Origin of the sequence: Endozoicomonas gorgoniicola (genome assembly GCF_025562715.2) — a bacterium.
GTDB classification, from domain to species: Bacteria; Pseudomonadota; Gammaproteobacteria; order Pseudomonadales; family Endozoicomonadaceae; genus Endozoicomonas_A; species Endozoicomonas_A gorgoniicola.
Map to the genome: position 1 here is coordinate 2,652,655 of NZ_JAPFCC010000001.1, position 13,499 is coordinate 2,666,153.

10 protein-coding genes are annotated in these 13,499 nt (G+C 50.5%); 3 read left to right on the plus strand and 7 right to left on the minus strand.

The features are described 5' to 3' along the window. The first annotated feature begins 26 nt into the window (after positions 1–26). The 3 genes from thrC (at position 27) to NX722_RS12210 (ending at position 5,774) form a co-directional block, all read left to right on the plus strand. The gene (gene thrC, locus NX722_RS12200) at positions 27–1,451 is read left to right on the plus strand and encodes a threonine synthase (RefSeq protein WP_262568212.1); all 1,425 of its coding nucleotides are present in this window, start codon (positions 27–29) and stop codon (positions 1,449–1,451) included. 334 nt (positions 1,452–1,785) lie between these two features. Continuing rightward, positions 1,786–4,641: a valine--tRNA ligase gene (locus NX722_RS12205; RefSeq protein ID WP_262568213.1), complete on the plus strand. Its 2,856-nt coding sequence runs from the start codon at positions 1,786–1,788 to the stop codon at positions 4,639–4,641. A gap of 203 nt (positions 4,642–4,844) precedes the next feature. After that, positions 4,845–5,774: a hypothetical protein gene (locus NX722_RS12210; RefSeq protein WP_262568214.1), complete on the plus strand. Its 930-nt coding sequence runs from the start codon at positions 4,845–4,847 to the stop codon at positions 5,772–5,774. Here NX722_RS12210 and NX722_RS12215 read toward each other — a convergent pair. From NX722_RS12215 to NX722_RS12245, 7 genes are all read right to left on the minus strand, one after another. Further along, entirely contained in the window at positions 5,692–7,305 is a 1,614-nt protein-coding gene (locus NX722_RS12215; protein WP_262568215.1) for a bifunctional aspartate transaminase/aspartate 4-decarboxylase, read from the minus strand. The two genes, NX722_RS12210 and NX722_RS12215, sit on opposite strands and share 83 nt — an antisense overlap. 74 nt (positions 7,306–7,379) lie before the next feature. Then, a complete protein-coding gene (locus NX722_RS12220; protein ID WP_262568216.1) occupies positions 7,380–8,759 on the minus strand; it encodes a WD40 repeat domain-containing protein in 1,380 nt (459 codons plus the stop codon). A 238-nt stretch (positions 8,760–8,997) separates the two neighbouring features. Further along, positions 8,998–10,227 (minus strand): NADH:ubiquinone reductase (Na(+)-transporting) subunit F, encoded by a 1,230-nt coding sequence (gene nqrF / locus NX722_RS12225; RefSeq protein WP_262568217.1) that lies wholly within the window; start codon positions 10,225–10,227, stop codon positions 8,998–9,000. Between the two features lie 16 nt (positions 10,228–10,243). Beyond that, positions 10,244–10,840, minus strand: coding sequence for an NADH:ubiquinone reductase (Na(+)-transporting) subunit E (nqrE, locus tag NX722_RS12230; protein ID WP_262568218.1), 597 nt, complete (start codon positions 10,838–10,840; stop codon positions 10,244–10,246). 3 nt (positions 10,841–10,843) lie between these two features. Beyond that, positions 10,844–11,509: an NADH:ubiquinone reductase (Na(+)-transporting) subunit D gene (locus tag NX722_RS12235; protein WP_262568219.1), complete on the minus strand. Its 666-nt coding sequence runs from the start codon at positions 11,507–11,509 to the stop codon at positions 10,844–10,846. Continuing rightward, positions 11,509–12,303 (minus strand): Na(+)-translocating NADH-quinone reductase subunit C, encoded by a 795-nt coding sequence (locus tag NX722_RS12240; RefSeq protein ID WP_262568220.1) that lies wholly within the window; start codon positions 12,301–12,303, stop codon positions 11,509–11,511. Before NX722_RS12240 ends, NX722_RS12235 begins: the two co-directional genes overlap by 1 nt. Next, a complete protein-coding gene (locus NX722_RS12245) occupies positions 12,303–13,499 on the minus strand; it encodes an NADH:ubiquinone reductase (Na(+)-transporting) subunit B (protein ID WP_262568221.1) in 1,197 nt (398 codons plus the stop codon). The genes NX722_RS12240 and NX722_RS12245 overlap by 1 nt, the downstream gene beginning before the upstream one ends.

Genomic DNA, 13,499 nt, shown 5'->3' on the forward strand with positions numbered 1-13,499 from the left:
CGTGATAAAGGACCATAGGGGAAAACATGAAATATATTACAACCCGATCCAGCACTAGCGAGATGAAGGGTAAGACAAAAGGATTTCAGGACGTACTGCTGGCAGGTCTTGCCAGCGATGGCGGGCTTTATGTACCCGCAGAACTGCCGCAGTTCTCAAAAGAAGACATTCGTCAACTAAGAGGCTTGCCTTATAACGAGCTGGCATACACGATCATCAAGCCTTTTGTTGGTAGCGAAATTGATGACACCACGCTGAAACAGCTGATTGACGACAGTTACAGCACAATAGATACCTTCAGCCATAATGCTGTTGCCCCTCTGCACCAGATTGGCAGCAACGAATGGATTATGGAGCTGTTTCACGGTCCAACACTGGCGTTCAAGGACTTTGCCCTGCAACTGCTTGGGCGGCTGCTGAACCATGTGCTGACAGAGCGTGGCGAAAAAGCCATTGTACTGGGAGCCACCTCTGGCGACACCGGGTCGGCAGCCATTGAAGGCTGCCGCCATAGCGATGCACTGGATATTTTTATCCTGCACCCTTATCAGCGGGTTTCAGAAGTCCAGCGTCGTCAGATGACCAGTGTACTGGCTGACAACGTCAACAACATTGCCATCAAAGGTAATTTTGATGACTGTCAGGCAATGGTGAAACAATCCTTTGCCGACCAGTCCTTCCTGCCGGACAATACACGACTGGTAGCCGTTAACTCTATTAACTGGGCGCGCATCATGGCGCAGGTAGTGTATTACTTCCATGCTGCACTGCTGCTGGGCGCCCCGGATCGTGAAATCGCCTTCTCGGTTCCTACCGGCAACTTTGGCGATATCTTTGCCGGTTACATTGCCCGGGGTATGGGCCTTCCGGTTAGCAAGCTGATCGTCGCCACCAATCAGAACGACATTCTGCACCGCTTCTTCAAAGATAACGACTACCGTAAGCAGCAACTGGAACACACCCTGTCACCCAGTATGGATATCATGGTGTCCAGCAATTTTGAGCGCCTGCTGTTTGACATGCTGGGTCGGGATGGAAACCGGCTGGCACAGCTGATGGAAACCTTCCAGACTACCGGGAAACTGCAGGCTCCTGAAGCAGACTGGCTGGAAATCAAAGCGCTGTTTGAAAGCTGTCGTACTGACGACTCTGACACCTGCTCAACCATTGCACAACTGCACGAGGAAACCAACTACCTTGCCGACCCTCACACCGCCACCGGTGTACGGGCATTGCAGGAGTTGAACCTTGCCCCCCGGACGCCAAAGGTCGTTCTGGCGACAGCCCATCCGGTAAAATTTCCGGACGCTGTGGAAAAAGCAGGTCTGCAATCACCTTCCCTGCCTCCTCACATGAGCGACCTGCTCCAGCGCGAAGAGCGTTATACCGTACTTGAGAACAACCTGTCAGAGCTGCAGGCTTTTATCAGGCAACAAACCCGGCATCGCTAAGCCGGAAATTCAGCAGGAACTGGCAACTGCTGGCTCCTGCCGTTGTTTTCATTGGTGCGGTTAGCTCCATCCCAGCGTAAGCTGTTTAAAGAAGTGGTTGGTGCCTTCATTAAGATTTTTGTAAAGGACAAAGATGGCCTGTTACCAAAATTTGCAGGTGCCATCAATGCGTAAGTCCTCCAACTGTAAACACCGGCAGGCAACAGAACGTTGGTTCCATGTATGGCTGATATGCAGCAACCCAGCCTCAGAAATACACCCTTACAGACCTTAACCATTTGCATGTATAATGCGCTGTTTATCTTATTACCCTACCCACAAGAATCCTGTAGTTATGGAAAAAACGTTCAATCCGCACGCTATCGAGCGCACCTGGTATCAAACCTGGGAGGAAAAAGGTTATTTCGCTCCCTCCGGTGAAGGCAAGCCTTACACCATCATGATTCCCCCGCCGAACGTGACCGGTAGCCTCCACATGGGGCATGCGTTCCAGGACTCCATCATGGATGCCCTGACCCGTTATCAGCGCATGAAAGGCAGTAACACCTTGTGGCAAGTGGGTACTGACCACGCTGGTATTGCCACGCAGATGGTTGTTGAGCGCAAAATCCAGGCTGAAGAAGGCAAAACCCGCCACGACTACGGCCGTGAAGCCTTTATGGACAAAGTCTGGGAGTGGAAAGAAGAGTCCGGCGGCACCATTACCCGCCAGCTGCGCCGTCTGGGCGCGTCCGTAGACTGGGACAACGAACGCTTTACTATGGACCCGGGCTTTTATAAAGCGGTTCAGGAAGTATTTGTACGATTGTACGAAGATGATCTGCTATACCGTGGCAAGCGTCTGGTTAACTGGGACCCAAAACTGCATACCGCCATTTCCGACCTGGAAGTGGAAAACAAAGACGTTAAAGGCCACATGTGGCATCTGCGCTACCCACTGGCCGATGGTGAGAAAACCGCAGAAGGTAAAGACTACATTGTTGTTGCCACCACCCGCCCGGAAACCATGCTGGGCGATACCGGTGTTGCCGTTAACCCGGAAGACGAACGCTACAAGGCACTGATTGGCAAAGATATCCTCCTGCCACTGGTGAACCGCCGCATTCCCATCGTTGCCGACGAACACGCTGACATGGAAAAAGGCACCGGCTGTGTAAAAATCACTCCGGCCCATGATTTCAACGATAACGAAGTCGGCAAGCGCTGCAACCTGCCCATGATCAACATCATGACCCTGAACGGTGACATCCGGGACGCGGCAGAAACCTTCAATACCGACGGCACCACAAACGACAGCATCGATACATTCATTCCTGAAAAGTATCACGGCATGGAGCGTTTCGCTGCCCGTAAAGCCATCGTGGCCGATATGGACGACCTGGGTCTGCTGGAAGAGATCAAGGATCACGACCTGGTCGTACCTTACGGAGACCGTTCCGGCGTGGTCATTGAGCCAATGCTGACCGACCAGTGGTTCGTGCGCGCCGCCCCCCTGGCAGAACCTGCCATTGAAGCGGTAGAAGACGGGCGTATCCAGTTTGTACCAAAACAGTATGAAAATATGTACTTCGCCTGGATGCGTGACATTCAGGACTGGTGTGTTTCCCGCCAGCTGTGGTGGGGTCACCGCATTCCAGCCTGGTACGACAACGAGGGTAACGTATTCGTTGGCCGTAACGAGGACGAAGTTCGCCAAAAGCACAACATTGCCGCTGACATCGAACTGAAGCAGGACAACGACGTTCTCGACACCTGGTTCTCCTCTGCCCTGTGGACCTTTGGCACCCTGGGCTGGCCGGAAATCACTGACCGTCTTAAAACCTTCCACCCGACCGATGTACTGGTCACCGGTTTCGACATTATCTTCTTCTGGGTAGCACGCATGATCATGATGACCATGCACTTTATGAAAGATGAAGATGGCAACCCTCATGTACCTTTCAAGCATGTTTACGTCACCGGCCTGATCCGTGACGAGAACGGCGACAAAATGTCCAAGTCCAAGGGTAATGTTCTGGACCCACTGGATATGATCGACGGTATTGATCTGGAAAGCCTGGTTGAAAAACGCTGCGGCAATATGATGCAGCCACAACTGGCGAAAAAGATTGAAAAGCGCACCCGCAAGACCTTTGCAGACGGCATTTCTGCACACGGCACCGACGCCCTGCGTTACACCCTGTTCTCACTGGCATCCACCGGCCGTGATATCAACTGGGATATGAAGCGTCTGGAAGGTTACCGCAATTTCTGTAATAAGATCTGGAACGCTGCCAGCTACGTGCAGATGAACACCAAAGGCGAAGACTGTGGTCAAACAAGTGGCGAAGTAGAACTGACCCTGGCTGACCGCTGGATCATCTCCAAACTGCAACGGCTGGAAGCCCAGATCGAAAAGAATCTGGCAGACTTCCGTCTGGATCACGCTTCTCAGAATCTGTACGACTTCATCTGGAACGAGTACTGTGCATGGTATCTGGAGCTGTCCAAGCCTGTATTATGGAATGAGGATGCACCAGAAGCCCAGAAGCGTGGCACTCGTCGTACACTGGTTCGTGTTCTGGAAACCCTGATGCGTCTGGCTCATCCGTTTATGCCATTTATCACCGAAGAAATCTGGCAGAACATCAAGGCAGAAGCGGGCGTTGAAGGCGACACCCTGATGCTGAAGTCTTACCCCGAGTGTGACGACAGCCTGATCGACGAAAAAGCCGAGCAGGACATTGAGTGGCTGAAAGACTTTATTGTCGGTATCCGCAACATCCGTGCTGAACTGAACATTGGCCCAAGCAAGCCACTGAACGTCATCCTGCGTAACACGTCTGCTGACGACGAAAGTCGTCTGGAAGAGAACCACACCTTCCTGCAGGCAATGGCCAAATTGGACGACATTCGTCTTCTGGCTAAGGGTGAAGCAGCACCTATGTCCACGACTGCCCTGGTTGGCTCCATGGAAGTGCTGGTTCCCATGGCTGGCCTGATTGACAAGGACGCTGAAATTGCCCGCCTGAGCAAGGCAATTGGCAAGCTGGCTAAAGAAGTTGCCCGCTTTGAAGGCAAGCTGAATAACGAGAAGTTTATCGGCAAGGCACCGGCTGCAGTGGTTGAGAAAGAGAAAGCCAAACTGGCTGACGCTGTTGATGCCAAATCCAAGCTGGAAGAGCAAATGGAAGCGATTAAAGCGCTGTAAATCGGGCTTTTAGCTGTTAGATGTTGGCTATTAGCGGTTCATACAACCATAAACTAATAGCCAACAACCAACAGCCAACAGCTAAAAGAATCAGATAAGCAGCGGAGCCAGCACAAAACCAAACTTTACAGCTAACCTATGCACGGAGACCCGGCAGGAATGCCAATTGCGAATCAACCTACCTGACTACCTTGGAACTAAATATGGGCAGAAGTTTGTTATTTCTGACTCTGGGGTTTTTATTAACTGTCAGCCATAAGACAGCTGCATCCGGCAGTTGCGGATTGTCGGGATTGTCGGTGCTGTGCAACGCTCAATACAGACAACCACCCGTGTTGAAAGTGCTGATTCACGAGTCGACCTTATCTACCCGCATACCGGTAGTGCTTTATCATGATGAAGCTCAAAACGCCATTATTGCTACAGAACTTTCTGCCTACCCGACCGTACTGAAAAACAGTTCCGGAGTGACAACTTATGGCTTATTCAGTTGTTTTGGCTCTTGTGTTCGCCCTGCAAGCGATGAACATCAAAGCGACTCCCGGAAAGAGAGTAATCTTGTTACATCTGTACCAGCAAGAACGTCTGGCAACTCTGGTTCAGGAGAGGGTGGTGAAGACAAACCGCCCTTTTCTGATTATGAAAAGAAAATAACTGACGATGATCCACAGGCTGGCGAGAAAAGAAAATATGTGGCACTGATTAGAAAGTTATTGCATGTAGCCAGTAAATTTCCCGTTATAGTCAGTAAAACCCTAACAGAGTACGACTTTATTCCAAACACTGCATTGATCAGCTGGGCTGACAGCCTTGCATTAGCAACGCCCACAGGTCCCAGGTCTTTTTCATTTATAGAAGCCGAAGAATGTGATTATTATGATTGGATGAAGGTTCTTTCTGCCCTGTCCAACTATCATCAGGAAGACAAGTTTTTTGACCCGTTGTTGTTTATTAACTTTTTCATGCATAACGACAGCGATAACCGGCTAAGTCTGATAATCCAGTCAATCGATACATGTTCTGTCATAACTGAGCAACCCGATAAGACAGTCAACCACTCACAGGGTGATCCCGCTCATGACAATACTCCTGGAAAAATTCATCCAGCACCTGCCGGGCAAACTGACCAATAGCAGCATAATTAGCAATGGTCAGATTGGCGAGCGAAACCCGCACCGCAGGTACACGAACATCAAAACCAGCGGCAGGCAACAGTACAATACCGGTTTCATCAGCCAGCCGGAAAAGAAACTCGGCACAGCTGTGACGTCCCAGAAACCAGTCGGCAAAAGCCTGACCATGCAGGCGACTGGCCAGCAGTTCCAGATCCAGCAGTGTGTAATAACCCACATTGCATTCGGCCGGCTCCTCCGGTAAACCGATATTCTGGTAAAGGGTTTGATAACGGGAACGAATCAGCCGCTTGGCACCGCGTTGATAGTGGCCTTCACTGTCAATCAGGCTGCTCAGGGCAAACAGTGTCATCTGCAATTGCTGTGGTGCCGACAGCCCTGCACTGTGGTGCAAAGCCACCGAACGGCTGTCCGCCACCAGTCGCTCAAGGAACGACAGTTTCTCCGGTTCAGATGATATGGAAGCGTAGCGGGCGTTTACTCCCTCATTGACTCCATTGCCGCCCTGATCCTGCAACAGCTGGTCATAAACATTGTTTTCATACAGGGCAATAACCCCCAGTCGCCAGCCTGTTGCCCCAAAGAACTTGGAAAAAGAGTAAACACAGAGGGTATTGCGGGGACAAGTGGCAAACAACGATACAAAACTGTCTGCAAAAGTTGCATAAACATCATCCGTCACCACCAGCAAGTCCTGCCGCTCAGTCTGGATCAGGTGTGTGAGTGTCTGAAGTGATGACTGACTCAGGGCAACAGAGGGTGGATTGCTGGGATTGACCAGACAGAGCAGCTTAATATCAGGATCCTTCAGTTTACTGAGTTCATCAAGCGACAACTGCCAGCTATTTTCTTCATCTGCTTCCAGCTCAACTATATGCAGCTGGTAATCAGCCAGTTCAGGAATTTCCAGATACGGTGTAAAAATTGGTGTCAGAAGTGCTACTTTATCACCCACTGACAACAGGCCGTTGGCATGCATTGACTGAAAAATATAACTCATGGCGGCAGTACCGCCTTCGGTCGCAAACAAGTGAAAATCATCGACGGTTTTTAACCCGTCGCACAACTCCTGTCGTAGGTAAGCTTTCACTACCGGTTCAAAGCATTGCAGCATCGACATTGGCTGCGGGTAATAACAACCCAGTGACGCATTGACCATCTCAGCCAGCAGTTTCTCAGGCAATATCCCCAGCTGATCTTTAACCAGTGACAGTGCCGCCTGAATAAAGCGCATGCCTGCTGCGTCTTCATGATTGTGCCGAAACACCTCAAAACGCTGCAACATGCCATCCGTTTCCGGCAACCCCCCGAAGCCGCTGTTCAGGTAGGAGTATGACCGCTCCGCTTCCTGCAGAGCAAATTCTCCCAGTTGCAGAAAAGCCCGCCTAGGCGCAATCGCAAGAAAATTGGGGTTGCCCCGCCCGGCATTCAGCATCATGCGGTCGGCATGGGAGGAGGCTATCGCAAGCAGCTGATCCTTGAATTCAAAAGGACTGATTGACTTACTGTCATTGTCGTTTAAAGCAGGCATCCTAAAAAAACCTGTTGGTGAATCCTGACCATCTTCAACCCTGTTATATTACTTTTACAGGGTGAATCAAGTATTCAAAAACTCAGGTTAACTAATGAAAGTGCAAACAGAATAGCCGGCATCAGAATAGCCTTGCTCTGAACACTCGTACTTGCATCAGAACTGTCGTCAGAGAAGTCATCATATTGATACAATGTAACCTGTTCTTTGCTATCCATAGTAGCCAACATGGGCTTAACCGGATTAAATGCGACATTGGTATACCATTTGTCGTCCAGTCTGTTGACCTCGGTAGGTAATTTTGGGTTAGTCACATTCAAAAGAACGACGGATGACGTAATCTCAACTTTTGCTTCAGTTAATTCAGAAGCGACTGCAGCGATAAGTTTTCGATCCGGGCTTATGTCAAAAGTAGAGACTACAACACCTGAATCTGCGTATGAATCAAATAACAATTGTGGCGAAGCAGGCTGCTCAAGATCATAAATCAGCATAACCTTTTCATCCGATGATGAAAAATCATAACCTTGTATCGCCAGCCATTTAAAGCCAGTGTCGAGCAAAAAGCCGTTTATTAACTGTTGAGTAGAGTTTGAATAGACAGTGTGGGCTACTTCAGAAGGAACCTCCAGATCTGTCAGGTTGTAAATCTTGAATTGACCTGTTACTCCAAGCATTACACCCCACTTCTGGTCTTCAGACAGAGCAATGGAGTTTATGGGCATGCTTGTATTCGTTTGAGAGACTCTCTGAGGCCTGTCAACTTGTGTCAGATCATATATATATAGCGCACCCTGTTTACTTCCTACTGCCATATAACGACCGTCTTTGCTGATTGCAAATGAAGACGGTATGACCTGCGGAGCCTGAAGAGTTGCCAGTAAACGCGGGGCTGCCGTATGATTGCCTGGATTTTCAATACGAAGATGACCTTTGAAATCAACACTAGTCAATGTCTGTCCATCTGCGCTGTATTGCTTGTTTTTAGAAAAATACTTAACGGTATAATTGCCCACCAACACAGGATTAGCTGAATCTGAGACATCAAACACCGAGTACTTGTATCCATCAATCAAAATTTCATTCCCATCTGCACCTCCCTTGTGGAATAAGCTGGTCCCAACTGTCAATAGACGACCATCGTTTGAAAATAATAAAGTTTTAGCTACAACATCATGCCCCTCCGTTTGCTCATTACTTGGGAACTTGATTACTCCCTTTTTTAATACTTTAAGTGACTCTCGATCATCAGCGGATACAGAAGTAGGGTTAGCAGATACAGTAGTCGAAGTAGGGTTAGCAGATACAGTAGTCGAAGTAGTGTTAGCAGGTACAGTAGTCGAAGTAGTGTTAGCAGGTACAGTAGTCGAAGTAGGTTGTACGGTAGTCGAAGCAGCTCGGCCAATGGATGCCATAAAAATTAAGAGAATGAAACCGAAAACAGCGTGATACATAAGCGCACTCCAAGGATAAAATCCAAATAGCTTATATCAGGAATAAAAAGCAACGTTTTGTTTCACATACGGAATGGAAAGCAGCATTTGTCATGCTTATGTGAGTATTCAGATGCGCTTAAAAGTTTAGCACCTTCTTCTGGTGAAACTGAGTTTTATGGAGTGTTAAATACAAAAATGCCGAAAGCTTTGCAGCCTCCGGCATTTTATAAACATCTTCTGTCGTTAGACAGGTGGATTAACCACCAAAGTCGTCCAGCATAATGTTTTCAGGCTCAACGCCCTGATCTTCCAGCATCTTGATGACTGCCTGGTTCATCATGGGTGGTCCACACATGTAGAATTCGCAGTCTTCAGGTGCTTCATGCTTGCTCAGGTAGTTGTCCAGCAATACCTGGTGAATGAAGCCGGTGTAGCCAGTCCAGTTGTCCTCTGGCAGAGGATCGGACAGGGCCAGATGCCAGGTGAAGTTTTCGTTTTCTTCCGCCAGCTTGTCGAACTCTTCTACATAGAAGGCTTCACGCAGGGAGCGAGCACCGTACCAGAAGGAGATCTTACGCTTGGAAGACAGACGCTTCAGCTGATCAAAGATGTGAGAACGCATGGGTGCCATACCCGCACCGCCGCCAACAAATACCATTTCGGCGTCGGTGTCCTTGGCAAAGAACTCACCGAATGGTCCGTATACGGTCATCTTGTCGCCAGCTTTCAGGTTAAAGACGTAAGAAGACATCTTACCCGGAGGCAGCTGATCCTGACCCGGAGGTGGAGAAGCGATACGGATGTTGAACTTCAACAGACCCTTCTCTTCCGGATAGTTCGCCATGGAGTATGCACGGATAGTGGTCTCATCCACTTTAGACACATACTTCCACTGGTCAAACTTGTCCCAGTCGCCACGGTACTCTTCCTGAATTTCGAAGTTTTTGTAGTGAACTTCGTGGGGAGGACATTCCAGCTGAACGTAACCACCAGCACGGAAGTTTACGTCTTCGCCTTCTGGCAGTTTCAGAACCAGTTCTTTAATGAAAGTCGCCTGGTTGTCGTTGGAAACAACCTCGCACTCCCACTTCTTAACGCCGAACAGTTCTTCTTCCACCTCGATCTTCATGTCCTGCTTTACAGCCACCTGACAGGCCAGACGATAACCTTCTTTCTCTTCACGCTTGGTGAAGTGAGCGCGTTCGGTGGGCAGCATTTCACCACCACCGTCCAGCACCTTACAGGTACACTGCGCACAGGTACCGCCACCACCACAGGCGGAAGGCAGGAATACGCCGGAACCGGCAAGAGTGGTCAGCAGCTTGCCACCGGCAGGGGTTGTTACCGCCTTTTCCGGGTCTTCGTTGATGTCGATGGTGACATCACCGGTGCTGACCAGTTTGGAGCGAGCCGCCAGAATTATCGCAACGAGCGTCAGCACGATCACGGTAAAAATGGCTACGCCATAAATAATGTTTAAGTCCATAACTTACGCGATCCTCTTACAGCTGGATGCCAGAGAAGGACAGGAAGCCCAGAGACATCAGACCCACAGTAATGAAGGTAATGCCCAGACCACGCAGCCCCGCAGGTACGTCGCTGTACTTCAGCTTTTCGCGGATACCTGCCAGCGCAGCGATAGCCAGCGCCCAGCCCACACCAGAACCCAGACCAAATACCACAGATTCAGCCAGGTCATACTCACGCTGTACCATGAACAGGGAAGCACCCATGATTGCGCAGTTTACGGTGATCAGCGGCAGGAACACGCCCAGGGCGTTGTACAAAGCCGGTACATATTTATCCAGAAACATTTCCAGAATCTGTACCAGGGCCGCGATAACACCGATGTAGGTGATCAGGCCCAGGAAGCTCAGGTCAACACCGGCCACCAGCGCGCCGTCACGCAGAACATGCTGGTAGATCAGGTTGTTGATCGGCACGGTAATAGTCAGTACAGCGATGACCGCCACACCCAGACCCACAGAGGTCTTGACCTGCTTGGACACCGCCAGGAAGGTACACATACCCAGAAAGAAAGCCAGCGCCATGTTTTCCACGAACACTGCTTTCACAAAAAGTGAGATTAAATGTTCCACGGTTTAGTGCGCCTCGCTGAACTTGGAGTTAGGAGCCATCTTGAACTCAGGCTCTTCAACCTGCCTGGCATCAAAAGTACGGATCGCCCAGATCAGCAGACCGATCAGGAAGAACGCACTGGGTGCCAGCAGCATCAGGCCGTTGGGTACGTACCAGCCACCGTTGTTGACGGTCTGCATGATTTCAACACCAAACAGGTTGCCTGCACCGAACAGCTCACGGAAGAATGCCACGATCAGCAGCACCGCACCGTAACCCAGGCCATTACCAATACCATCCAGGGCGGACAGCTGCGGACCGTTCTTCATGGCGAAGGCTTCCGCACGTCCCATAACGATACAGTTGGTGATGATCAGGCCTACAAATACCGACAGCTGCTTGGAGATGTCGTAGGCGTAAGCTTTCAGTATCTGATCGACCACAATAACCAGCGAAGCAATAACGGTCATCTGACAGATGATTCGAATGCTGTTGGGAATGTGGTTACGAATCAGGGATACCACAAAGTTGGAGCCAGTGGTTACAGCGATTACTGCAATCGCCATCACCAGACTCACCTGCATGCTGGTGGTCACCGCCAGCGCAGAACAGATACCCAGGATCTGCAGCGTGATCGGGTTATTTTTTACGACCGGTTCCAGCAGGATGTCTTTAGCTTTCTCAGCCATTATGCCTCTCCCGCTTTCAGGTTAGTCAGGAATGGTTTGAAGCCCTGATCCCCCATCCAGAACTGGAGCAGGTTGGACACACCATTCGAAGTCAGGGTAGCACCTGCCAGACCATCGATCTGCTCAGAAGCACCCGGATTGGAAGGATCAACGGCACCCTTGATCACGTGCAGAGCCACGTCACCTTTGGTGTCGTATACCTTCTTGCCAGGCCAGCGACCTTTCCAGATCGGGTTATCGACTTCGCCACCCAGTCCCGGTGTTTCCTTCTGATCGTAGAAACCAAAACCTACGACAGTGTCCAGGTCGTTGATGTCCAGAGCCAGGAAGCCGTACATGGTAGACCACAGACCATAGCCGTGTACTGGCAGCATGATGCTTTCCGTTTTACCGTCTTTTTCAATCAGGTAAACCTTGGCAACATTAGCCTGACGAATAATTCCGGCAATATCCTGAGCACCTTTCAGGGCACGGGACTCAGCAGGCTCTTTAGCCGCTGTACGCTGATCGTAAGCAGCAATTTCTTCCTCGGAAGCCTGCACATACTTACCGGTTTTCAGGTCAACCAGTGCTGGTTTAACCTGTGCGTACAGTTTTTGCACTTCTGCGGCATCCAGTGCTTTGGCGTTTTGCGCCAGGCCGGAAATACTCAGAATATTACGCTGTACGTCCAGAACCACGTTGTGATCCTGAATCGGCTTCAGCGACACCGCTGCAAATGACACCACGATGGAACATGCCAGAGACAGCAGAACGGTGACCAGCAGGGTCTTTTTAGTAGAATCGTTACCCATCAGGCACGAGCCTCCCTACGCTTGATGTTGGCTTCAACCACAAAGTGGTCAATCAGCGGCGCAAACAGGTTGGCGAACAGGATAGCCAGCATCATACCTTCCGGATAAGCCGGGTTAACAGTACGAATCAGGATCACCATGACACCGATCAGGGCGCCGTAGAACCAGCGGCCCGTGTTAGTCATTGACGCGGAAACCGGGTCAGTGGTCATGAAAATCAGACCAAAGGCAAAGCCACCCAGTACCAGGTGCCAGTACCATGGCAGAGCAAACATGGCGTTGGTATCGGAACCGACCAGGTTGAACAGGGTCGCAGTGGCGATCATGCCCAGCATGGTGCCAGCCACAATTCTCCAGGAAGCGATGCCGGTGAACAGCAGAACCGCGCCACCCATGAAGATCGCCAGAGTAGAGGTTTCACCCATAGAACCCTGCATGGTACCGATGAATGCCTGAGTCCAGGTCATCGTATGGGACAGGGCATCCACACCACCCTGCTGGGCAATGCTCAGAGCCGTCGCACCGGAGAAACCGTCAACAGCGGTCCATACCAGGTCGCCGGAAATCTGTGCCGGGTAAGCAAAGAACAGGAACGCACGACCTGTCAGGGCCGGGTTCAGGAAGTTCTTGCCAGTACCACCGAATACTTCCTTACCGATGACGACACCGAAGGAGATACCCAGGGCTACCTGCCACAGAGGAATCGTCGGTGGAACGATCAGGGCAAACAGGATAGAAGTAACAAAGAAACCTTCGTTCACTTCGTGCTTACGGGTAATGGCGAACAGGATCTCCCAGAATACACCCGCCGCAAAGGTGACGATGTAAACCGGCAGGAAGTGCGCAGCACCGTAGATCATGTTATCCCACAGGCTTGCCGGGTTGTGACCCGCCAGCAGGTTGATGATCCAGCCATGCCAGTCAGACGGCGCAGCCAGACCACCGGCAATCGCGGTGTTTGCCTGGTAACCGATGTTCCACATACCAAAGAACATGGCCGGGAACGCACAGAACCAGACGATACCCATCATACGCTTCAGGTCAACCGCGTCGCGTACGTGGGAGGTGTTGTGGGTTTTGTTTGGAACGGAATAAAACAGAGAGTCTGCCGCTTCAAACAGTGCGTAAAACTTCTCGTACTGACCACCTTTGGTAAAGTGGGGCTCGAGAGAGTCAAGGATTTTTCTAAGTGCCAT